This is a genomic window from Ruminococcus sp. YE282, from assembly GCA_900101355.1.
Lineage (GTDB): Bacteria > Bacillota > Clostridia > Oscillospirales > Acutalibacteraceae > Ruminococcoides > Ruminococcoides bromii_A.
On the sequence record FMUV01000019.1, the window covers coordinates 20,848 to 44,511 of the forward strand.

The 23,664-nt window shown below is 40.3% G+C and carries 28 protein-coding genes and 1 pseudogene; 28 read left to right on the forward strand and 1 reads right to left on the reverse strand.

Annotated elements, in window-relative coordinates:
* Position 1 precedes the first annotated feature (1 nt).
* The 28 genes from BLP46_RS07510 (at position 2) to BLP46_RS07635 (ending at position 23,086) form a co-directional block, all read left to right on the forward strand.
* The gene (locus BLP46_RS07510) at positions 2–373 is read left to right on the forward strand and encodes a hypothetical protein (protein WP_092977801.1); all 372 of its coding nucleotides are present in this window, start codon (positions 2–4) and stop codon (positions 371–373) included.
* A 3-nt stretch (positions 374–376) separates the two neighbouring features.
* Positions 377–1,090, forward strand: coding sequence for a hypothetical protein (locus BLP46_RS07515; RefSeq protein WP_092977803.1), 714 nt, complete (start codon positions 377–379; stop codon positions 1,088–1,090).
* 20 nt (positions 1,091–1,110) lie between these two features.
* A complete protein-coding gene (locus tag BLP46_RS07520; RefSeq protein ID WP_092977805.1) occupies positions 1,111–1,515 on the forward strand; it encodes a hypothetical protein in 405 nt (134 codons plus the stop codon).
* Between the two features lie 20 nt (positions 1,516–1,535).
* The gene (locus BLP46_RS07525) at positions 1,536–1,811 is read left to right on the forward strand and encodes a hypothetical protein (RefSeq protein WP_143000467.1); all 276 of its coding nucleotides are present in this window, start codon (positions 1,536–1,538) and stop codon (positions 1,809–1,811) included.
* 17 nt (positions 1,812–1,828) lie between these two features.
* Entirely contained in the window at positions 1,829–4,363 is a 2,535-nt protein-coding gene (locus BLP46_RS13210; RefSeq protein WP_207645219.1) for a phage tail protein, read from the forward strand.
* Positions 4,364–4,366: 3 nt separating this feature from the next.
* Positions 4,367–5,077: a hypothetical protein gene (locus BLP46_RS07535; protein ID WP_092977809.1), complete on the forward strand. Its 711-nt coding sequence runs from the start codon at positions 4,367–4,369 to the stop codon at positions 5,075–5,077.
* Positions 5,077–7,341: a phage tail spike protein gene (locus tag BLP46_RS07540; RefSeq protein ID WP_092977811.1), complete on the forward strand. Its 2,265-nt coding sequence runs from the start codon at positions 5,077–5,079 to the stop codon at positions 7,339–7,341. Before BLP46_RS07535 ends, BLP46_RS07540 begins: the two co-directional genes overlap by 1 nt.
* Complete coding sequence (locus BLP46_RS13060) at positions 7,325–7,480, forward strand: hypothetical protein (protein ID WP_167669216.1); 156 nt, start codon at positions 7,325–7,327, stop codon at positions 7,478–7,480. Before BLP46_RS07540 ends, BLP46_RS13060 begins: the two co-directional genes overlap by 17 nt.
* Positions 7,473–7,682 (forward strand): hypothetical protein, encoded by a 210-nt coding sequence (locus BLP46_RS07545; protein WP_092977813.1) that lies wholly within the window; start codon positions 7,473–7,475, stop codon positions 7,680–7,682. The genes BLP46_RS13060 and BLP46_RS07545 overlap by 8 nt, the downstream gene beginning before the upstream one ends.
* On the forward strand, positions 7,675–9,765 hold the full coding sequence (locus BLP46_RS07550; protein WP_092977815.1) for a hypothetical protein: 2,091 nt from the start codon (positions 7,675–7,677) through the stop codon (positions 9,763–9,765). The genes BLP46_RS07545 and BLP46_RS07550 overlap by 8 nt, the downstream gene beginning before the upstream one ends.
* 349 nt (positions 9,766–10,114) lie before the next feature.
* The gene (locus tag BLP46_RS07555) at positions 10,115–10,378 is read left to right on the forward strand and encodes a hypothetical protein (protein WP_092977817.1); all 264 of its coding nucleotides are present in this window, start codon (positions 10,115–10,117) and stop codon (positions 10,376–10,378) included.
* Between the two features lie 3 nt (positions 10,379–10,381).
* On the forward strand, positions 10,382–10,504 hold the full coding sequence (locus BLP46_RS13325) for a CD1375 family protein (protein ID WP_318259527.1): 123 nt from the start codon (positions 10,382–10,384) through the stop codon (positions 10,502–10,504).
* 47 nt (positions 10,505–10,551) lie between these two features.
* On the forward strand, positions 10,552–10,680 hold the full coding sequence (locus BLP46_RS13330; protein ID WP_353961305.1) for a CD1375 family protein: 129 nt from the start codon (positions 10,552–10,554) through the stop codon (positions 10,678–10,680).
* A gap of 119 nt (positions 10,681–10,799) precedes the next feature.
* Positions 10,800–11,096: a hypothetical protein gene (locus BLP46_RS07565; RefSeq protein ID WP_092977821.1), complete on the forward strand. Its 297-nt coding sequence runs from the start codon at positions 10,800–10,802 to the stop codon at positions 11,094–11,096.
* Positions 11,086–11,361 (forward strand): hypothetical protein, encoded by a 276-nt coding sequence (locus BLP46_RS07570; protein WP_318259529.1) that lies wholly within the window; start codon positions 11,086–11,088, stop codon positions 11,359–11,361. Before BLP46_RS07565 ends, BLP46_RS07570 begins: the two co-directional genes overlap by 11 nt.
* Positions 11,362–11,448: 87 nt before the next feature.
* Complete coding sequence (locus BLP46_RS07575; RefSeq protein ID WP_092977823.1) at positions 11,449–12,237, forward strand: N-acetylmuramoyl-L-alanine amidase; 789 nt, start codon at positions 11,449–11,451, stop codon at positions 12,235–12,237.
* Positions 12,238–12,528: 291 nt separating this feature from the next.
* Positions 12,529–13,356: a 3-methyl-2-oxobutanoate hydroxymethyltransferase gene (panB, locus tag BLP46_RS07580; RefSeq protein WP_092977825.1), complete on the forward strand. Its 828-nt coding sequence runs from the start codon at positions 12,529–12,531 to the stop codon at positions 13,354–13,356.
* Between the two features lie 13 nt (positions 13,357–13,369).
* A complete protein-coding gene (panC, locus tag BLP46_RS07585) occupies positions 13,370–14,212 on the forward strand; it encodes a pantoate--beta-alanine ligase (protein ID WP_092977827.1) in 843 nt (280 codons plus the stop codon).
* A 9-nt stretch (positions 14,213–14,221) separates the two neighbouring features.
* Positions 14,222–14,611: an aspartate 1-decarboxylase gene (panD, locus tag BLP46_RS07590; RefSeq protein ID WP_092977829.1), complete on the forward strand. Its 390-nt coding sequence runs from the start codon at positions 14,222–14,224 to the stop codon at positions 14,609–14,611.
* 10 nt (positions 14,612–14,621) lie between these two features.
* Positions 14,622–15,824, forward strand: coding sequence for a bifunctional phosphopantothenoylcysteine decarboxylase/phosphopantothenate--cysteine ligase CoaBC (gene coaBC / locus BLP46_RS07595; protein WP_092977831.1), 1,203 nt, complete (start codon positions 14,622–14,624; stop codon positions 15,822–15,824).
* A gap of 188 nt (positions 15,825–16,012) precedes the next feature.
* The gene (locus BLP46_RS07600; protein WP_092977833.1) at positions 16,013–16,660 is read left to right on the forward strand and encodes a recombinase family protein; all 648 of its coding nucleotides are present in this window, start codon (positions 16,013–16,015) and stop codon (positions 16,658–16,660) included.
* A 35-nt stretch (positions 16,661–16,695) separates the two neighbouring features.
* Complete coding sequence (locus tag BLP46_RS07605; RefSeq protein ID WP_502685989.1) at positions 16,696–17,277, forward strand: UvrD-helicase domain-containing protein; 582 nt, start codon at positions 16,696–16,698, stop codon at positions 17,275–17,277.
* Between the two features lie 420 nt (positions 17,278–17,697).
* On the forward strand, positions 17,698–17,874 hold the full coding sequence (locus BLP46_RS07610) for a hypothetical protein (RefSeq protein WP_353961306.1): 177 nt from the start codon (positions 17,698–17,700) through the stop codon (positions 17,872–17,874).
* Positions 17,875–17,876: 2 nt separating this feature from the next.
* Positions 17,877–18,251 (forward strand): TnpV protein, encoded by a 375-nt coding sequence (locus tag BLP46_RS07615; protein ID WP_092977837.1) that lies wholly within the window; start codon positions 17,877–17,879, stop codon positions 18,249–18,251.
* Positions 18,252–18,427: 176 nt separating this feature from the next.
* The gene (locus BLP46_RS07620) at positions 18,428–20,305 is read left to right on the forward strand and encodes a KAP family P-loop NTPase fold protein (RefSeq protein ID WP_092977839.1); all 1,878 of its coding nucleotides are present in this window, start codon (positions 18,428–18,430) and stop codon (positions 20,303–20,305) included.
* A gap of 3 nt (positions 20,306–20,308) precedes the next feature.
* Positions 20,309–20,986 carry a Qat anti-phage system associated protein QatB gene (locus tag BLP46_RS07625; protein WP_092977841.1) on the forward strand — a complete coding sequence of 226 codons (678 nt, stop codon included), beginning with the start codon at positions 20,309–20,311 and terminating at the stop codon, positions 20,984–20,986.
* Positions 20,979–22,355 (forward strand): Qat anti-phage system QueC-like protein QatC, encoded by a 1,377-nt coding sequence (gene qatC, locus BLP46_RS07630; RefSeq protein ID WP_092977843.1) that lies wholly within the window; start codon positions 20,979–20,981, stop codon positions 22,353–22,355. Before BLP46_RS07625 ends, qatC begins: the two co-directional genes overlap by 8 nt.
* A gap of 2 nt (positions 22,356–22,357) precedes the next feature.
* A complete protein-coding gene (locus BLP46_RS07635) occupies positions 22,358–23,086 on the forward strand; it encodes a TatD family hydrolase (RefSeq protein WP_092977845.1) in 729 nt (242 codons plus the stop codon).
* Between the two features lie 444 nt (positions 23,087–23,530).
* Here BLP46_RS07635 and BLP46_RS13550 read toward each other — a convergent pair.
* Positions 23,531–23,664, reverse strand: a pseudogene (locus tag BLP46_RS13550) (IS256 family transposase); the annotation flags it as partial.

A 23,664-nucleotide genomic window follows, 5' to 3' on the forward strand; every position in this document is an offset into this window, starting at 1 on the left:
TATGACTGATGTTCTTGCTTTTGTGTCAGACCAAATGGAAACACTTGGTCTGACCTATGAATTTATGCAAATGACAAAAACGCCCTTGACCTATCCTTACTGGGTCGGTGAGGTCACCGAACCCGAAAACATCACCGAGGATGGCAAGTGTGAACCTACTGTCATTTTGACTGGATTCACAAGGGGTAGTTTTTTAGAACTTGAACAGCAAAAAACAGCAATCAAAGACCATTTTTTGCACGGTCAAACAACCATCAAGAACGGAACGGCGGTTGCAGTCTTTTATGGTGGTTCTTTAACAATCCCCATTGAAGATGATGACCTGAAGAAATGTCAGGTCAATTTATCAATAAAAACTTGGAAAGGAAAATGATTCATGTATAACGAATTTACAAAGCATGGTGTTACTGAGAAAACACCCAAGTCTATTATGCTTGGTGCAGGTACACTTCATAAAGGCTTGAAGTTTGGTTATCACGCTTTGACTGCTGAACCTGCTGACTGGGCAACCAATTACAAGAATTATTATGCCAAAAGCGATGCTGACCACTACGCCAAACTGGACGGCGATGCGGCACCGGCATTTGATTCAAGCATCCATTTCTACAAAGGATGGAACGCAAAAGAAACACTGATTGGTGCGACATCTGGCGGCAACAAAGTCAGCATCAAGCCTGAAGTTATCGACGTTGATGTTGATGGTGCGTTGGTCAAGGTCAAGGGTCTTACTTTCAAACAGGGTGAGGTTGCAACCCTTGAAACAAACCTTGTTGAAATCACACCTGACCTGCTGAAAAACACCTTGATTGGTGAAACTGTTGATTCCGATGTTGAAGGTTTTGCCCTGCTTGAATCCAAACCCGACATTCAGGAAGGTGACTATTTTGAAAACCTTGCTTTTGTCGGTTGGAGAACGGACAACACACCCATCATCATCATTTTTGACAATGCGCTTTGCACAACCGGCTTTGAAGGTGAAGCAAAGAACAAGGAAAACACAGTGGTCAAGGTAACCTTTGAGTGCTATCAGGATGTTACCGCTGACCTCATGGTGCTTCCTTATCACATCTATTATCCTACACAGGGTTAAACAGAAAGGACAGTTGAACAATGGACGAAGTAACAAATAAGAAACCCTATACATTCAGAAAATTACAGGCAACGGATATTGCACCGATGGCGACGGTCATCAGCAAGATTGGTATTGACCAGTTCACAGACTGCTTTGCATCTACTGGTGACTTGGCAAAGATTTTCAGGGACAAAACCAAGACCAAGGAAGCAATCACCAACATTGCCGGAATGAAAATTGCCTTTAAGGTGGCAAACATCGTTCTTGCACATTATGGTGAATGTCAGAATGACATCTTTGCATTACTTGCAGATGTCAGCGGTCTGACCGTTAAAGAAATCAGCGAAATGTCACCGGCAACATTTGCAAAGATGCTGATTGACTTCATCAAGATGGATGACTTTGCGGATTTTTTCAAGGTTGCTTTGGAATTGCTCAACTAACATACATCAAGTGGATGGACTTGCTATTTAAAAGATATGCAAGTCCATTTTTGCTTGTTGACCAAATGATTTTAACTGGTAACTTTGCAGTATTTGTTGCAAAACTGGTTGAACTGGATACAGATGAAAAATTATGGCAATTCTTCCTGCACAAAGTTGATGAAGAAAAATCATTCAATGATTGGAAAGCATCACTTGGAGTTGACCAACAAGCAGAAACACAGATGTCAAATGACGAAATCAAAGCAACAGTTCAAAGTTCATTTTCAATTTTGAACGGCTATGAACCCACATAAGAAAGGGGGTGCATTGAATGGAACTATTCAAACTGTTCGGCACCATCGCCCTTAAAAACGAAGAAGCAAACAGGGGAATTGATGAAACATCCGACAAGGCAAAGGAAGCGCAGAAAAGTGTTGAGGATTTCGGCAACGAAGGTGAAAGAACCGAAAGCAAACTTGGAAAATTCTTTTCAGGTGTTGGAAGGGTTGCCGCAACAGCCGGAAAAGTTATTGGTGTAGGAATGGTTGCGGCAGGAACAGCCGTTGTTGCCGTAGGAAAACAGGCACTTGATTCCTATGCCGATTATGAACAATTAGTCGGCGGTGTAGAAACCCTTTTTGAAGATTTGAGTTATGATGTTATTGAAAATTCAAAGGTAGCTTATAAGACGGCAGGACTTTCAGCAAATGACTATCTTGAAACCGTCATGGGCTTTTCTGCATCTTTGAATCAGTCGCTTCAAAAGTCGGAAGGTAACATTGCAAGGTCTGCTGAATTGTCGAATCAGATCATTATTGATATGTCAGACAACGCAAACAAAATGGGTTCTGATATGGAATCAATACAGAACGCATATAACGGTTTTGCAAAGCAGAATTACACAATGCTTGACAACTTGAAGTTGGGTTATGGCGGTACTAAAGAAGAAATGCAAAGACTGCTTGAAGATGCTGAAAAGCTATCAGGTATCAAGTATGACATTTCTTCCTTTGCCGATATTGCAGAAGCAATCCATGTTGTTCAGACAGAAATGGGCATCACCGGCACAACCGCAAAGGAAGCATCAACCACCATTCAGGGTTCCATTCAGTCAGCAAAATCAGCGTGGCAAAACCTGATAACCGGTATTGCTGATGACGAAGCTGACCTTGATGAACTGGTCAATAATTTCTTCAACAGCATTGTTACTGTTGGTGAAAATATCATTCCAAGAATCAGTGTGATTCTTAATGGTATTGCAAAAGCAGTAGAAAAGATTGCACCCAAAATCATTGAGGTGTTACCAGATGTTATTTCAAAAGTTCTGCCTGAAATTGTAAAAGGCGCACAAACTTTATTAAATGCCGCGGTTAATGTGATACCACAGATTGCTAAATTGATAGTTCAAATGTTACCCAATATTATTTCAGCCTTTGAACAAGTGTTCAAGGCACTTGCAGGGGCTTTGAACTCTATATGGGGAACTCTGCTTGAAGCTTTGCCAACTCTTATTCCTCAACTTGTAACAGCTATTACAGATGTAGTTGTGTACATATTGGAACACATTGGAGAAATTCTACAACCAATTATTGATAATTTGCCCGACATCATAATATCAATCGTTGATGCACTTATGGACAACTTGCCAACCCTGATTGATGGTCTTATTTCATTTATTTTGGCTATCGTTGAAGCAATCCCACAAATCATCATGGGATTGATCGAAGCCTTGCCAACCATCATTGAAAAGGTCATCACCGGACTGATTGAGTGTTTACCCCAACTAATTGAAGGCTTGATTGAATTGGTGATTCAACTGGTGATTCATCTTCCTGAAATCATCATTGGTCTGATTGAAGCTATCCCAAAAATCGTTGTGTCAGTTGCACAGGCTTTGGTTGAAGCAGGACCCAAGATTTGGGAAGCGTTCAGTGAAATCTTTTCAAAGGCTTGGACGAAAATTCAGGAAATCTTTGCACCTGTTGCGGAGTGGTTCGGCAACATGTTTTCAAAGGCTTGGGAAGGCATCCAAGCTATTTGGAATAATGTTGTTTCTTTCTTCCAAGGCATTTGGCAGGGTATTTGTAACGCATTTTCGGCGGTTGGTGACTGGTTCAAGGGCGTTTTTGAAGGTGCTTGGAACGGTATCAAGAGCATTTGGGAAAGTGTGACAGGCTTCTTCAAAGGTATTTGGGACGGTATTGTTGGCATTTTCAGCGGTGTTGGTGAATGGTTCAGTAACATTTGGAACGCCGCAGTCAGCGGTGTCAAAAACGCTTGGAACGGCATCAAAGAATGGTTTTCAAACCTTTGGGATGGCATTTGGAATGTTATTAAAACACCTATCAACTGGATAATCGGCGCAATAAATGCAATCATTGATGGTCTGAATATGATTAGTATTGACATTCCTGACTGGGTGCCGTTAATAGGTGGTCAACACTGGGGATTTTCGCTTGACCATATTGCAGAGCTTGCAGAAGGTGGTGTTGTTGACAGACCAACACCTGCAATCTTTGGTGAACGTGGTGCAGAAGCGGTTGTTCCGTTGGAAAACAACACAGGATGGATAAATAGAATTGCAAAACAAATTCATCAGTTTAGTGTTGAGGATGGCACAGATGCAAGAGCCTTGACATCTAATGGTGGATTTATGACCGCAATTAGAACAGAAATTGGTGACAGAATCAAAAGCCTTGAAAGCATCGTTGCAAGAATTTTGGAAGAGCTGCAAGAGTTCTTCCCCGAACTGCTTGATGCGTTTGATGTTCAAATCGTTCTTGATGATGGAACATTGGTTGCTGAACTGACACCCAAGATTGACCGGGAACTTGGTGCAATCAGAAAACGAAAGGAAAGGGGATAAAATATGGACACAGTGACATTTGGAACTAAAAATTCATATACAGACTTTGGATTGATTCTTTCATCCAAGTCTGTTTCCCTTCCGAGAGCAAAGACAAAAACGGTTGAAGTGCCGGGTGCTGATGGCGAACTTGACTTGACGGACGTTTTGACTGATGAAGTTAAGTATAGCAACCGCAAACTTCAATTCACATTTACGGTTATTGACCACTTCAACGGATGGGCGACACGTTTGTCACAGGTTACCAATTATCTGCACGGACGGCGGCTGAAAGTAATGATGGACTGGGACAAGCATTATTACTATGAAGGTAGATGCACGGTCAACAGCCTGAAATCAAAGAAACGAACTGCAACCATTGTCATTGATGTTGATGCTTCACCTTGGAAGATGGAGCGCAATGCAATCTATCAGCCTTGGGAATGGGATGATTTTTGTTTCATTGATGGCATTATCAGAAAAAACACCTTTCATGTTATCGGTGGGGCTGTAGGTGGTCAGGATGTTACCTTGATAAATACAAGGAAGCCTGCAACACCGACAGTCACTTGTAGTGTTGCCCTTGTTTTCACTTTGAATGGTGTCACTGTCAATGTTCCACCCGGAACAACAACTTTGAATACTGTCAAAATGGTTGAGGGTGAAAACATAGCACATATCAACGCATCAGCCGATGACAATATTGAAATAACTTGGAAGGGTGGTTCATTGTAATGTATCAGGTATATTGTGATGGATTGCCCTTGCTTGACCTTAGTCAGGATGATGAATTTGTATTGATTGACCCTGAAATTTCATTGAAAGATAATGATTCAGGGCAGTTCAATTTCAAGATTTCCCCGAAACATCCGCATTATGACAGCATTAAAAAACTGAAATCTGAAATAATGGTTTTGCTTGATGGTGCTGAAATCTTTTGTGGAAGAATTACAGAAGAAGGTTCAGATTTTTATAAAAATAAAAAGTTCATTGCCAAAGGTGAACTTGATTTTTTAACTGATTCAGTTCAACGCCCGGCAGAATACCACAATTTGACCGTCAGAGGATTTTTGACAACCCTGATTGAAGTGCATAATGCACAGGTTGAAGAAAATAAACATTTTCAGGTTGGTCAGGTAACTGTTACGGACAGCAATGATTCCCTTTACAGATACACCAATTATGAAAACACCTTGGAATGTATCAAAGAAAAGTTGCTGAAGAAACTGGGCGGTCACATCATAATCAGAAAAGTGGAAGGTGTCAAATATATTGACTATCTTGCAGACTTTCCAAATACGAATGAACAGGTCATTGAATTTGGAAAAAATCTGCTTGATTTTTCAACCAACACCGATGCAACAGACATTGCAACAGCGGTTATTCCGCTTGGTGGCAAATTGGAAACTTCCACCATTCAGGCACTTGATGAACGCCTAACCATTAAATCGGTCAACGATGGTTCAGATTTTATTTACAGTCAAGAAGCTGTTGACAACTATGGTTGGATTTACAGAACAGTCATTTTTGATGATGTTAATGTTCCAAGAAACTTGTTGAGAAAAGGCAGGGACTATCTGACCAATGTGCAGTATGAAAATATGATTCTGAAACTTTCAGCGGTTGACCTTCACAAGGTAGATGTTGAAATTGAAAGAATTAAACTGCTTGATAGAATCAGGGTGAAATCATCACCACACGCCCTTGACCGTTATTTCCCTGTTACGGAATTGAAGTTGAAATTGATGAAGCCTGAAAGTGATTCCGTCACCTTGGGTAGTGAGGGGCAAGACACGACCTTCACATCATCAAGCATCGGCACCAATAAAGATGTGATGGAACGCATCAATGCGGTTCCTTCTGAAAGGCTTATTCTTCAGGAAGCGATTGACAACGCAACCGCATTGATAACGGCGGCAACACACGGTCATGTGGTCACAACAGCGGAAGAACAGTTGATAATGGACACTGATGATGTGGAAACTGCAACCAAAGTTTGGCGGTGGAATTTGAATGGCTTGGGTTATTCAAACACCGGCTATAATGGGCAGTACACAACAGCAATCACAATGGATGGTCAGATTGTTGGTGAAAGAATTGTTGGTGGTTCTGTTTCGGCTGATAAACTTGATGTGAATTATAGGTCATCTGTTGAAAAGAAAATCACCGATGCGCAAGCCGAAGCAGAAAGCGCATCAAACGGTTATACAGATAACAGTTTGAAATCATACTGGACGGCGGTTGAAACACAGACCATCATCACAAATACCGCTGATTCTGTTCTTCTTTCTGCACAACAAGATGCGGTTGCCTACACTGATGAACAGTTGCAGAATTATTCCACCTCAGCACAAATCAAGGTGACCACTGATGCGATTGAAGCAGAGGTCAATAAAAAGTTCAATACTTCCGAATGGTCAACTAAAATCAGAGCATCGGCAACTGATATTCAATTTGCTTGGAACAACATAAGTAAATATATTCAGTTTGAAAGTGGTGCAATAAAAATCTATGATTCTGCACTTACTGCAAGTCAAAAACTGCGGTGTGTAATGGATGATGCAGGTCATCAATTCTATCGTGACGGCTATCACGTTGGTAACATTGAAACCAATCAATGGGCTGACAACAACACACACAAGGGGCTTGTCTTTGATTTGGACTATCAGGGAAAATATATGGGCTTTTTGCAAAAAGCCTCTGCAAGTGCTTCAACCTATACCACCATGATGTGTTTTTCAAGGGCAAATTCCATTTATTCTGAATATGGTATGCACCTTGGTTGTGATTTTTACGGTCATAATTACACATTGCATGATGTTTATTTGTCAGGTGTTAATGTAAATTACAGTGGTACAAATTATAAAGGATATACAGGTACAATCCCCATTGTAACCAAATGTGAAATATCTGAAAACAGTAGCGGTGGCATTAGTTGGAGTATTTCTAAATCAAATTTAAGAGTTTCAAACGGACTTATCGTTGGATATTGGAGTTAAAGGTGATTTAATGCGAATTAAACAAATCGAAGATAAAGAACCGGGCAAAGAAGCGGTATGCAATATAGAAACTGCATCAGGTTCAAGTAATGGTTCTGATTCAAGTAACACTGAACGGGAAGTGGAAGAAAATGAATAAACCTTTATCAGTGATGGTTCAGGAAGCAAAGGCAGAGGTTATGACAGTTATCAACCGTATTGGGTTGCCTGTTGAACTGGCTGACCTTGTTCTTTCTTCCGTTCTTTCTGATGTCAGAGGTCAGTTGACATTAGAAGTTTTGAACTATTCAAAGAAAATTGAACAAGAAATAAACAAACAGGAAGGTGATGAAAATGGCTGACATTTCGCAATATACCGAAAAAATCAGAAGGGCAGTGTACGGTGAAGAAGTCAGGGGTTCCATCATAAACGCTTTGGAAGCGGTCAATGATGACAACAATAGTTATCAGGCTATCAAAGATGAAATCAAACAGGATAAACAGGACATCGACAACACAGTTGATGAATTTGATGGTCTTGTTGAACAGGTCACGGAAGCAAAGGAAGTCATTGTTTCATCGTTGGAATCAGTTGAAACAGCAAAAAGGGACCTGCAAGCGGTTGTTGCCGATGCGGAAAGCAAAAACAGCACACTGGTTTCTTCCATTTCAGGTGCTTACAATGCTAATGCCGCTTTGCAGGCAGTCACAAGGAACGCTGAAACCGCAACCACCAACGCTGAAACGGCGAAAACAAACCTTGATGCTTCAATAGGAACATCAGAAACCAAGAAAGCAGACCTTGACGGTGTTGTTTCACAGGCGAGCACTGCTGAATGGAACTTGCAACAGCAAATTTCCAATGCACAAAGGGCAGGTTCAAACCTTGAAACTGTTATTTCAGCGGCAAACAGTGTAAAGTCAGAACTTCAATCTGCAACATCAGATGCGGAAAATATGAAGTCAGACCTTTCAGATGTGCTGACAACGGCAACAGAAAAGCATACTGTACTGACTGAAACGGTGCAGACAGCGGAACAAATTGATTCCCACATCACCAACGAAAACGACAGAGCCGAAAACAACATCAATGCACTTGATGTTAGACTGGAAAACGCTGATGAAATTCTGACCGGCGTTGAGGACATCAAAGCCTATTTAGGCTATGACGATGAACACATTGTTGGTCTGCAAGCGGATTTCAAAAACAAGGTGTTCAAACGCCTTGCAGGTGCTTATGGTCTGAACGCAGGTGCAGACTTTGATTCCTTCCCCATGTTTGGTGGAAGAAGGCGGTGCAATGTTGCCGCTGATGGAACCATCAATGCTTACTATGGTGACGAAGGTTACACAGAGGATGGCACCAATGGTCAGGTGATGGTCTATCAACCGGCATTTTATTACAAGGTTGTTCCCCTTGAACTGGAAAAGAACACGCAGTCAAACATTGGTTATCATTTGAGAAAGGCAAACTACTATGTGAGTAGCAAGCCTGTTTTCGGATTCAAGCGGCATCCGCTTTTCTACGATGAACAGGGCAACCCGGTTGATTATGTTCTTCTTTCAGCTTATGAAGGCAGTATGTATGATGTATCAGAAGAAGCCTATGTCAATGACAGTGTTGACACATCGGTTTCTTATGGTGCAGGTGACCTTCTTTGTTCTGTTGCCGGAAAGAAGCCCATCAGCGGTAAACTTGGCGGTGTTGGAAACAAAGTGCAGTTTGAAACAATGGCAAACAACATTGGTTCCGGCTGGCATCTGAACACCATCAAGGCTGAAAGTGCAAACCAACTTTTGATGATTATTGAACTGGGAAGGTTCAACACACAGGCGGCTATTGGTCAGGGTGTTGTTAGTCAGTCAGGTGCAAGCAATGCTTCATCTTTAACTGGTTCAACAGCAAACCTTGGCAATGGAACAGGACAAGCAACAGAAACCATTGCTGAATCAGCCGGAACGGAAACTGTCAACACAACAAGCGGCAAACTGTCTATCAGTTACAGAGGTGTTGAAAATCCTTGGGGCAACATCTGGAAGCATACCAACGGCATCAACCTTTGGGGTGATGGTCACATGGGCGCAGGTCAGGTGTATATTGCCGATGATTTCAGTTTTAACGAAAGCAAGCACGATGGAAATTATAAGCCCACAGGCTTCACCATTTCCAATGCAGGCGGTTATGTGTCTGCATTTGGTTATGGTGATGAAGAATTTGACTGGTTGTTCATGCCTTCCGAAACAGCAGGAAACAACTCTGTCCCTGTTGGTGATTATTACTGGTGCACACCTAACCTGAACGGATACCGCATTGCTCGGTTGGGCGGTGGTTGGAATGGCGGTGATAATGCAGGCGGTTTCTATTGGGTTTGTAACGGTACTCCCGGTTATCGGGATTTCGCTGTCGGCGGTCGCTTGCTGTATGTACCTTCCGGTGCTGAATAACTAAAAAATAATTGAACGGATATATGGGCAAGCAACGCTGAAAATAAAAATTTTCTGCATGGTCAAGAAAAAATCAATTTTTAATTGCTCAATTAGGCAGTAATTGGAATAACAGTGATAATGCAGGCAGTTTCTATTGGAATTGTAGCAATACTCCCAGTAATCGGAATTACAATATCGGCAGTCGCTTACTAAATGCACTTAATTATCTATTGAGAAACGAAAGTGATTTTGCTTGCCCGACCACACGGTAAAACATCAAAATAATTGAACTGTATTGGTAACACCTTATGAAACAATATGCAAACGCCTATTACATTACAAACATCAAAAGGAAAGGATGACAACAATGATTGACCATGGCATTGTGAAAAGCACCGTCAAGCCGGAAGAAAAAGTTGTTGATGACTATTCTGTTTGGCTTGCAACGGACATCAAGGAAAACACCATTTCCGATGATGACGGTGAAAGAACTGAATTTGAATACCATCTGATTCAGTACACCAAAGATGAATACATCAAACTGATTGATGAAAAGAACGTCACACTGGAAGAACAGTTGACGGGCACACAGCTTGCTTTGTGTGACGTTTATGAAATGATTGGGGGTTAAATCATGGCAAAAGTATATGCCGACCTGATTATGAAGGGCAGAAAGAAACTTTCCGATGTTCCCGACAACCTGAAGCAGGAAGTCATTGAAATCCTGACCGAACATGGTTGGGTTGGTGATGATTGATGCTTTGGCTGATATTAAAAATTTTATTCAGAAAGGATGTGGCAAATATGGCAGTTGTTTATGCAACCCTTATCATCAAGGGCAAGAAAACCTTTGCGGAAGTACCTGCAAGAATCAAAGAGCAGGTCAAGCAGGTTTTGATTGACCTTGATTGCGGTGATTTGGCTGACGAATAAGCCCCACACTGCATTTTTATCACAAGATGGTGTAATTTCACACCGACAACAAAAAGCGTTCTGGGGGCATTTTAGAGCCTTTCAGAACGCTTCAATTTTTGCAGAAAGTGGTGGTGAAGATGACTATTGAAATTGCGTTGGTCATTTCGGCAATTTCGCTTGGATTTGCTATCTATTCAGGCGTGTCAAATCTCAAACGAAACAACAAACAGGATGCAAAGTCAGATTCAGCACAACTGACAACCGTCATTGTCAAACTTGAAAGCATCGGTACAGGCATCAACGAAATCAAGGCTGATGTCAAAGATGTCAAGAATGACTTGAAAGACCATTCAGACCGGTTGATTCGACTGGAACAGCAGGTCAAAGTTTTGAACAAAACCGTATTTGGAAAGGATGACAACAATGAAGATTGACTGGAAAAGAAAGCTGACAAGCAGAAAGTTTTGGGCGGCAATGATTGCCTTTGTAACCGCTTTGCTTTTCGCTTTTGGTGTAGGTGAAAGTGATGTCACCAAGGTGACCGGTGTCATCATGACAGGTGCAACCGCTATTGCCTACATCATCGGTGAAGGTATGGTGGATGCAAAGTCAACCAACATCAAGCCTCAAACTAACCCTGAAATCATCTATGACGATGATGAATATGAAGATGAAGAAGGTGATTGTGATGACGAATAAAGATGAAAACATCGTCATTCCTGACGGTGAAGAAGTCACAGAAGCAACTTTTGAAAACCTTTCAAACAATAAGGGGGATGAAGAATAATGGCATACACAAACAGCAAACTGGTGAACCACAAACACCTTTCTCCGAACCACAGCGGAACAAGAAACCATGTGATTGATACCATCACCATTCATTGTGTAGTGGGTCAGTGTTCGGCTGAAACTTTGGGAAATATCTTTGCAGATGCCAACCGTCAAGCATCTTCCAATTATGGTGTCGGCTATGATGGCAGAATTGGTCTGTACGTTGAGGAAAAGAACAGGTCTTGGTGTTCTTCTTCATCTGTCAATGATAACAGAGCAATCACCATTGAAGTTGCATCAGACACCTATGACCCTTACAGGGTGAATGACAAAGCATATAATGCCTTGATTAAATTGGTTGCTGACATCTGCAAGCGCAACGGTATTAAAAAGCTGAAATGGTCAACCAACAAGAATGAACGCATGAACCATCTGAACGGTTGTAACATGACCGTTCATAGGGACTATGCAAACAAATCTTGCCCCGGTGATTATCTGTATGGCAAAATGGGTGACATTGCTTCCAAGGTCAACAAGTTGCTTGGTACATCTACCACAACAGCGACAACGACCCCGGCAAAGCCCACATCAACAGCCTTCAAGCCGTATTTGGTCAGAGTTACAGCCGATGCGCTGAACATCCGGAAGGGCGCAGGTACAAATTACAAGGTGACCGGGTGCATCACAGGCGGTGGTGTCTATACCATTGTAGATGAAAAGAAAGGCACCGGTTCAACCAAAGGTTGGGGCAAACTGAAATCAGGTGCAGGTTGGATTGCGCTTGACTGGGTAAAGAAACTTTGATGTGATACTAACGTGATACTAACTTGTTACTAACCGCCCGAAATTTGACTAATTCAGGGCGGTTGAACAATTAGTGAAACATTGAACTTTCCTGAACACATCACCCTTGTAAATTGAACTTTTTTATGGTATAATAAACGCTGGAAAAGAACATTTTTCATTACCCGTCCCATTTCCGTTTACGGCAAGGCGATGGATTAATTGGAAAGGATGACATTCAAACGAAGTCATACCTAAAAAACAGAAGAAATATGCAAGAATGTGAAATATGTGTGTAAAGGAGAATTTAAATTGAAGAACACAGTTTTAACATTACAGCAGGCAAAAAATGAAAACAAAAAAATAACCATGCTCACCGCTTACGATTATTCAACCGCGCGTCTTATTGACGAGGCAGGCGTAAACATGATTCTCGTAGGCGATTCGCTCGGAAACGTAATGCTCGGCTACGAGGATACCGTTTCCGTTACCATGGAGGATATGATCCATCACGGAGCGGCTGTAGCGCGAGGAGCGAAAAAAGCAATGGTTGTTGTAGATATGCCATTTATGTCTTACCAGACAAGCGTGTATGACGCTGTTGTAAACGCGGGCAGACTGATGAAAGAAGCCAGAGCAAACGCGGTTAAGCTCGAGGGCGGCGTTGAGGTAAAGGAGCAGATAAAAGCAATCGTTGCTGCGGGAATCCCAGTAGTTGCACATATCGGACTTACTCCTCAGTCGGTAAACGCATTCGGCGGCCATAAGGTACAGGGCAAAACCGAAACTGCAGCAAAGAAACTGATTGCCGACGCGCTCGCGGTTGAAGAGGCAGGCGCGTTCTGCGTAGTAATCGAGGGTGTTCCCGCAAAGCTTGCGGCGCTCATCACAAAAAAGCTGACAATTCCCACAATCGGAATCGGCGCCGGAGCAGAGTGCGACGGACAGGTTCTCGTATATCAGGACATGCTCGGAATGTATTCAGACTTCACTCCGAAATTTGTAAAGAAATTCTCCAACGTCGGCGAAGTAATGAAGGCGGCGTTTGAACAATACATCAGCGAAGTGCAAAGCGGAGCTTTTCCGTCACAGGAGCACTGCTATGCTATCGACGATGAAATAATCGAAAAGCTGAAATAAGGGGGAGCAGACGATGATTTTAGCAAGAACCGTTAAGGAAGTAAAGGATCAGGTGCGCGAATGGAAAAAGCAGGGACTAAGCGTAGGTCTTGTTCCCACCATGGGCTATCTTCACGAAGGACATCAAAGCCTTGTAAAAAGAGCAGTTGCCGAAAACGACAAGGTTGTAGTAAGCGTATTTGTCAATCCAATTCAGTTTGCGCCCAACGAGGATCTGGAAACCTATCCGCGTGACCTCGAAGCGGATTGCGCGCTCTGCGAGAGCACGGGAGCGGCAATGGTATTCCATCCCGAGCCCGACGAAATGTACGGCGACGATTTTACCACATTTGTAGATATGACAGGTGTTACAAAGGAGCTGTGCGGAAAAAGCCGCCCTACTCATTTCAGAGGCGTCTGCACCGTAGTAAACAAGCTCTTTAATATAGTAACACCGGACAAGGCGTATTTCGGACAGAAGGACGCGCAGCAGCTCGCGGTAATCAGAAGAATGGTTCGCAACCTTAATATGAATCTAGAGGTAGTAGGCTGTCCTATCATCCGTGAAGCGGACGGACTTGCAAAAAGCTCACGAAACACCTATCTTTCTGCTGAGGAACGCAAGGCGGCCCTTGTGCTCAGCAAAGCGATATTCTTAGGCGAAAAAATGATAAAGGACGGAGAGCGCGACGGCGATAAGGTGCTTGCCGCAATGACTCAGTTAATAGAATCGGAGCCTCTGGCAAAGATTGACTATGTTGAAATGGTAAAGTGGGATTCAATCGAAATCCACCACCAAATCGACTGTCCTGTGCTTATTGCTATAGCAGTATACATCGGCAAAACCCGACTGATTGATAACTTTATCGCGGAATAAGGGAGAACAATGAACATTACATTATTAAAGGGAAAAATCCACCGCGCTACCGTAAAACAGGCTGAACTGAGCTATGTTGGCAGCATAACAATTGATGAAGAGCTTATGGAAGCAGCAGGGATAATTGAGTATGAGCAGGTTCAGATCGTTGACGTAAACAACGGCAGCCGCTTTTCAACCTATGTAATTGCCGGACAGCGCGGCAGCGGACTGATTTGTCTTAACGGTGCTGCAGCCCGTCAGGTCAGCGTGGATGATAAGATTATTATTATGTGCTACGCTCAAATGACCCCTGAGGAAGCGGCAGACCACGCTCCAAAGGTTGTTTTTGTGGACGACAACAACCAAATTACCAAAACTACAAGATACGAAAAGCACGGCAAGCTGTGCGATATGTAAAGGTGCGGATATGTTAAAAGGAAAAACAGTGGTTCTCGGCGTAACGGGAAGCATTGCGGCGTATAAAATAGCAAATCTCGCAAGCAGTCTTGTGAAGCTGCACGCGGATGTACATGTGATAATGACAAAAAACGCCGCCAATTTTATCAATCCCATTGCGTTTGAAACACTCACCAAAAACAAGTGCATGATCGATACCTTTGACCGCAATTTCATTTTTAACGTTGCACACGTTTCAATTGCGGACAAGGCTGACGTAATGCTAATAGCCCCGGCTTCGGCAAATATTATAGCGAAGATGGCTCACGGAATTGCCGACGATATGCTCAGCACAACATATCTGGTGATGAAATGCCCCGTAATCGTTTCACCTGCAATGAACGTAAATATGTTCACAAATCAGGTGGTGCAGGACAATATTAGAACGCTTGAAAAATACGGCGTAACGGTTATTCCGCCCGATAACGGCTACCTCGCCTGCGGATACACGGGAACGGGCAAAATGCCTTCGGAACAGGTGCTTCTCGATTACATCCTGCGTGAAATCGCAAAGGAAAAGGATTTGACAGGTAAAAAGGTGCTTGTTACTGCAGGCCCCACCAGAGAGAGCATCGACCCGGTTCGCTTTATTACAAATCACTCCACAGGAAAGATGGGATACGCTGTAGCGCGCCAGGCTATGCTTCGAGGAGCGGAGGTAACTCTTGTCAGCGGTCCCGTCAGTATTGCTCCTCCGCCGTTTATTAAGCTTGTTAGCGTTCAGAGCGCGCAGGATATGTTTGAAGCGGTCAGCGCAAACTATTCGGACATGGATATAATCATAAAAACCGCCGCTATTGCGGACTATACCCCCGTCAGCACTGCCGTTGAGAAAATCAAAAAATCCGACGGCGACGCTGATATGGCTATTCCCATGAAGCGTACAACCGATATTTTGAAGTGGCTCGGCGAGCATAAGCGTGTCGGTCAAATTCTCTGCGGCTTTTCAATGGAAACCGAGAACATGCTTGAAAATTCACGCGCAAAGCTAAATAAGAAAAACGCGGATTTGATTGCCGCTAATTCTCTCAGAGATGAAGGCTCGGGCTTCGGAACAGACACAAATCACCTTGTACTGATAAAAAAGGAAGGCGTAACCGATTTACCCTTACTCTCAAAAGCAGACGCCGCGGACAAGCTTCTCGACGAGCTTCTGACTCTTTGCAATAAATGATTCAAACCTCTGCCAAATTCGGCGGAGGTTATTTTTTGTTCCTCATTTCATAAATATTAGCAAGGAGTGATTCAGTTATGAAAATAAAAGTGAACAGCATCTTTAAGAGCAGGTGCGAAGGCGAAAAAAAGGAATTTTTAAATAAAGCTGTAGACTATATAATAAGCAACCGCAAAATAGCCTGACTTATGCAAAAACAAATTGCCGCTTTATATGTTCGGCTCTCACAGGAGGACAGAAATAAACTGAGCAGGGAGGACGAAAGCGAAAGCATAATTAATCAGCAAAATATCTTAACCGATTATTGTAAAAGAAACAGCTTTGAAATATATGATATCTATAAAGATGAGGATTTCAGCGGCTCAGACAGAGAACGTCCCGAATTCAACCGAATGATTTCAGACGCACGGGAAAAACGCTTCAACACAATAATCTGCAAAACTCAGTCGAGATTTGCCCGAGATATGGAGCTTATAGAAAAGTATGTAAACGGCTTGTTTCCAATTTGGGGCATTCGTTTTATTTCGGTGGTAGATAACGGCGACACCATGAACATAGCCAATCGGAAAACGCGCCAGATTTTTGCGCTCACCGACCAGTGGTACCTTGAGGATTTGTCGGAAAACATCCGCGCTACTCTTTCAAATAAGCGCAGACAGGGACTATGGGTAGGAGCTTTCGCGCCGTTTGGTTATGTAAAAGATCCGAAAAACAGGAACCATCTGATTATTGACGAGGAAGCCGCTAATACAGTCAGATATATTTTTCGGCTCTATCTGAATGGTATGGGAGTAAACTCAAAGAATCATTTGTTAACCTCAATCAAACACAGTTAGAAGCTGTAACCGCAACGGAAGGATATATCCGGGTTATTGCGGGAGCGGGTTCCGGCAAGACACGCGCGCTGACCCACCGCTTTGCGTTCTTAGTCAATGAGGTCGGTATCTTGCCCGGCAATATTTTGTGCGTTACCTTTACCAACAAAGCTGCCGATGAAATGCGTCATCGTATTCATCTGCTGACCGGTGATAATGATACCGGCTACATCTGCACCTTTCACAGCTTTTGCGTGAGCGTTTTGCAGGAGGACAGCTTTGCCGTGCAATATCCCAAGAGCTTTCTTGTGCTCGATAATTCGGATATTGACGATATGCTCAGAATCATTTATGCCGAGCGCGGACTGACGCTGCGGGATATGACATTTCGTGCTGCCCGCGATATGATCGAGATCCAAAAGCTATTCAAAAAACCTGACTACTACCTTGATATGATAACCATGTCCCTCGATACCCTGCATGAAAAGTATCTGCAGGCTACCGAGACCAAAGAAATCATATTTTACGGCTATCTTTATCAGGAAAAGAAGTGCTTCGGGCTGGATTATAATGACCTGATCAAGTTTGTGCTGTATATCTTTTCAGATGCCTATTTTGAACCTTTTAATTATTCATAGAAAAATTAAATTGTTTAACAGGTGGGTGCAAATTCCGTTTTGAGTTTGAACCCTAATTCGTTAAAAAGTTAGAAAACAAGCGGGTAAAGAGAGTGCCGTTGCACCCACCTTACCCGCTTTTGGCTTGTATAGTAGCCATTTTCATATAGAAAAATTAAAAGGTACTACGACCGATTGTATCAATGTCGTAGTACCGATGTGGCAGGGGCAGAAGGACTTGAAGCGGAACAGGAGCAAATTTGAGTATTTTTATATAATCACTTTTCTGCTTAAATGCCCTTAAACTGCGGATTGTCATAAAATTTAAGGAAATCAGTAACAACGCCTAAATCTGTTTGATAAATGATTTTGGTAGAAAAATGGTAGAATTTTTGATTGATGAACGCCCGCTGAATTTGTTATATAATCGGAGATTCAATTATGAAAACTAAATATCATATTTACCTCACAGCAGAGGAACGCAGAGCCGTTATCAACAGCCTGATTGAATTGAGAAACGATCTCATCTCACGAGGTAAGTACACCGACATCGTAGATGAACTGATAATCAAGTTCACTAAAGCTAAAGTCAAGAAAATCAAGATTAAGGAGGTCTGACAATGGAGATTACATATACACGTCCAATGGAGATTACATATACACGTCAAGGAGATTATTTGCTGCCGGATTTAACTCTTCCTGAACAGGACAACCGACCAATCGGCTTGTGGGGACAACAACACCTTCGCTATATCAAGCGAAGCCGCCCGATTCTGTACACCAACCTGCTCACAAAATGCAAGCTGAACGAATACCTTGCCGACATTGATGAACAGGCGCAGAAGATGTACGATGAACTTGTACAGTCTTTTGCTAAAGAAGAAGGCTGCACCGAACAGTTAAAAGCCACCAATCAAATACTATGGGTACGCAAGATGAATAATGCCGCCCAACGAGCGAGAGAGGTTGTTTTTGCGGAAATAATAATCCAATAATTATATTTTTAACAGCGATGTTTAGTAGCAACATCGCTGTTGTTTTCTATAATAAAAAGGATATTTGTATCTTCAGCAAAGAATTGGTTAATAGAGCATTTGAAATATTCCCAAAATATGGATTTTGAAAACAATATGTGATATAATCATTATATCTTATTTTCTAGGGTGATATTATGTGGTTAGATAATGCTTCGTCAATTGATTTATTGTTTTACTCTCCGTATGCAGATACTGTTGTAAAGTTTGCAAAAAACAGTGCATTAACCCCACTTACTATAGGGCTATATGGTAGTTGGGGAGCAGGAAAATCCTCTTTGCTAAATTTAATAAATAACAAACTTGAAGAGTCAGATACAGAAGGAAAAATAGCTTGTGTTTCATTAAATGCGTGGCAATTTGAGGGATATGAAGATGCAAAGATAGCGCTTATGGAGTCATTGTTAAAAGCATTAAACGAGAATAGGACGTTTACTGATAAAGTCGGAGATAAAATAAAGCACTTAATAAAAAGAATAGACTTCATAAAATTAGGAAAGAATGCTGTAAAAAAGGGATTACCATATGCTCTTGGAATACTGACAGGTAACCCATTACCGATCGCATTAAATCTTTCAGCGACATTAGAAAATTCTGAAAGCGTTGTAGAAAAGATATCGAAATTTAAAGAGGATTACATAAAGCCACCTGAAGATGATTCAGAGATTGAAAACATTAGAAAGTTTCGAGAAGAATTTCAACAGATGCTGGAAGATGTTAGTTCAATAGATAATCTTACCGTAATTATTGATGATTTAGATAGGTGCACACCGGATAGGATTATTGATACATTGGAAGCGATCAAGCTATTCCTTTCTGTTAAAAAAACTACTTTTATTATAGCAGTTGATCAAAGAATAATTGAGTATGCAGTTAAAACGAAATATAGGGAGATAGATGGTTACGAAATATCTGCAGACTACATAGAAAAAATAATACAACTGCCCATCAAGATTCCGGAATTGTCTCATAAAGATATTAAGAATTACTTATTGCTATTGATATGCCAATTACATATTTATGAGGATGAGTTTAGAAAAATAATAGATTTTATATATGAAGAAAAACTATTATTGAAAGAAAAGGCAATTGATTTCAGCCAAATCGAAGGTTTTATTGCCAAGGAGTCAATGAATAATTATTGTGATGATTTAGATGAGTTTAAAAAAGAAGCACACATTATTGAAAAAATAAGAAGCGTTGTATCTCCTTCGTTAAAAGGGAACCCTCGACAGACTAAAAGGTTTTTAAATACTTTTTTTGTTAGAAAAAATCTCTCATCTCTTTATTTTGAAGATGAATTAGATGTTTCTATTATTGCAAAGCTTTTAGCACTTGAGATAATTGATAGCAAATTATTCAAAAAAATAAATGAATGGAATGAGCTCTCAAAAGGGAAAGAAATATTACAACTGAAAAATTTAGAAGAGTACGCTAATAATCCGGAAGCTGAACTTGAAGATGATCTTAAAAAATGGGATAAACCCAGAGTAATTAGATGGTTGATTAGTGAGCCTTGTGAGCTATATAAAACTGATTTGCGAAAGTATTATTATCTTTCTCGTGAATCTCTTTCGATATATGAGGATAATACTACTTTGTTTAATGAAAAAGAAAAAAGCTTTTTAGCTGCAATTTTAAATGCCAAAGTTGCTCAATTAGAAAACCTAATCAATGAATTAAAGGAAATGAGTCCTGATTCTCAAGAAAGAATAATTAACTCTGTTTTACGAAAATTCAAAACGGATAGTGAAGTGAGATTTAACTTGATTTCGTTGTTGTTTGCTGAGTTTACAGATTATCAAAGCGAAATATGCGATATTATTAAGACGAAAGAGAAAAGCTTTTTCAACGTACCTTTAGCGCCATTGTTATGGAAAATGTATAATGTTAATTCAACAAAAATCCAAGATCTACTTAAATATCTAAGAGATAATAACACTATTGATATAAAATATGAGAATTTGATTGTAGGAAAAAATACATTACCAGTAAAAGCAGTACCAAGGAGGTAAGCAATGGGTACATCGAAAGGATATATATCTCCAACAACACCAAAATGGAGTTCTGTAAAAAGAGGATTAAGTACATATCTTAGCAATCCCACGACTTCAAACGTAAAGACGGTTGCCTCGAAATATGCGCATGCAATGAATGATGATAAAACATCATTTCATAGGGCTTCTGCTATTTTTTCTAGTTTTTCAGCATTTGTTAATCAAAGCAAAAGTCAAGGATTAATACAAGCTTTAAATGATTACCAGTTATCATATATCATTGATTTGCCTCCAGAAGAGGCAATAATTGAACTTGTCAATGTTTTTAGTGATGGAAGCACAATTGACGACAATATCTCTATTGCTTGTATTTCAGTAGCTTTAGAAGAAATAGGTGTTGTTAGTTTAGAAGACTTATCAAACATACAAATGAATGTATTTATAAAAGAGTTGACTTGTCAGTTTGCTATTCAAAAATTTGCGCAAATGTTTGACAAACAATTGAAGAATAAGTGCAATAATATTATTGAAGCGAATAAGAGAATGGAAGAAATTCAGAACTATATATATAACAAATTGATGAGTGAGCTTTCTTTGGAAAAGATTGAGTCAATAGACCCTTTAAATTTGCCAAATGAAGATATAATTAATCAGACAATGGAAGAAGCGTTTGATATTTTGGAGAACTACTATGGATAGAATAAAAATATGGGTTAATAAAATAAAAGAATCTCCAAAGTCCAATGATTTTGAGGAAGCAGGTACTATCAATATAGATATAAAATACATAGGTAATTTATCATCCAATATACGTGAGGTGTGGTATAAACTTGGTGTAAAACAACTACAACCTATTTATGAGGACCTTTATCTTCTATCACTAGTTATATTCGCTGTAGATAAACGCGTGCCTCGCAGTGTATTTCCAGACGCTTGGACAAGAAGAATACAGATCAGTATTCCTATGATAGAACTTGATGCTTGGAGTTCAGTGAAAGATGATGTCGATAAAATGTTGTCTTATTTGTCCGGCGATGAATGGAATGTTAATTTTAGGGCGTGTGAATCAGATTCAAAATATAAATCTCAAAGGAAAAGAGAGGCTCATAGACCAGATTACTTAAATTCAATAGAGGCTGTTTCATTGTTTTCGGGCGGATTAGATTCTTTTTGCGGAGCATATAAATTACTTAGCGAGAATAAACCAACGTTATTTGTAGGGTATCAAGAATACGGTCCACTTAAAGGATTACAAAAAGAATTAATTGAAAGCATTCATAATGAATATCCGGAGTGCTTCTGCGATTTACTATCGTTTACTGCGGTAGCAAGATCATTAATCCTTCCCAACGATGAAAAACTTGAATCGGAAAATACGAGCCGAAGTAGGTCTTTTCTGTTTCTGTGTGCAGCCATAACATTAGCCAGCATAGTTGGAGATGAAATCCCTGTATATATTCCTGAAAATGGTTTTATAGGTTTGAATTTACCAATGACACCCGGCAGATTGGGTAGCTGTAGCACAAGAACGACCCACCCTCATTTTTTAAGGATGTTTAACTCGTTATTGAGCAAAATAGGTATTAAACATCAAATTATTAATCCTTATGCTTATAGTACAAAAAGAGAAATGGTTAAACAATTCAAGGATATACACAGCTTTTGTCAAAACTACCATAAAACGATTTCTTGTTCGCATCCTTGTAATGGTAGATGGGAAGGGTACTCTATTCCGAAAAATTGTGGCTATTGTTATCCTTGCCTAATTAGAAGATCCTCTTTGTTAGATTTGGACTTAGAGAATGAGAGTTATGGAATAGATATTCTTGAAACAAGTATCACTAAGAATTCAACTGAAGCTAAACGATCTGATTTAGAGGATCTTTTATCTTCAATTATTTCGGCTAATGAATCTACTGACAACGAATTGAAAAGAAGAATAGCGATGACAGGAAAACTGTCATCAGAAGAAATCGAACGGTTTTTAAGGTTATACAAAAGCACAATATGTGACTTAAAACAGTTATTCATTAGAAACAATGACTACGCACGCTTAATTGGAGAATAAAAATGAACTTGATAGACACTCATTTTCACTTGGATTTTTATCGGGATCATAAGTATTGGTATGAGTATATTAATCAAAATCGACAATACACTCTTTGTGTAACGAACACGCCTGGGGTTTACTATTCTTGTAAAAGGATTTATTCGGAAACAAAATACTTAAAATTTGCATTAGGTTTTAATCCAAAAAGCATTGTATCTGAAAAATTTGATAAACGATTATTTAACCATTTAATAGGCGAAGCAAAATATATTGGCGAAGTTGGACTGGATTTTACCGGAAATTTAAAAGAAAGGCGAGAAGAACAGCTACAGTGCTTTGATTATATCTGTTCTTCGATTAATGAGAACCAGGTTCTAAGTGTCCATTCAAAAAATGCAGAAAAAGCAGTTTGCGATATTTTGAAAAAACACAAAGTAAAAAAAACTATTCTACATTGGTATTCTGGGAATTTGGAAACCTTAAAAGAATTAATAGAATATGGATACTATTTTTCTATAAACACAAGTATGCTCCAATCAATAAAAGGTAAGAAAATTTTAAAAAGCATTCCCCAAAATAGACTTCTTATAGAAAGCGATGGACCATTTACAAAAGTAAATAATCAAAAATACAATCCTTCAAAATTACAAGAAGTATATAGTCAAATAGGTGCTTTTTTGGAGAGCCCAGAAATAAATAAGTTGGTATGGCAAAATTTTAAAGACCTGATAACTCAAGGAAAAAACTGATATGAACCATTTAGGATTGCAAAAACTCTTTTCGTGTTGTTGAAATGCGCAAAAGGAATAGCAATAGATTGTTACTTGTGCATAGAGGAAGCATAAACTTTCTTCATATAGAAATGCAAAACTGTAACAGGAAAATAGAACACTATGAATTTAATGGGGAACATCTATGGGCATAATCATATAAAAAGCTCCCTATAATACAAGAACAAGAGATTATAAACAAGCGTGTAAGCAGATGTTTCCTGTTTACACGCTCTTTATGGCAACCCATAAAATTTTGTGTAAATAATAATCCTTCAAGCAATAACAGAATACAGGATTGCGGTTGCAATCAGGCTTTCTGATTTGCCCCGTGTCAACTTTTCATTCCTGTCTGCGGAATGTTATGCATGCCAAAGCGTGAATAACATTTTGCAGACAGGAAATTCTATTCTCAGGGGCAAATCAAGCAGGTATTCTGGCCTCAAATATTATTGATAACTGGCTTAAAACTACATCCCAGTTTCGACATCTTTGTGTCCAGCGTTCGACAATTTTTTGAGACGCTAAATACAACATTTTGCGCAGGCTGTCATCGT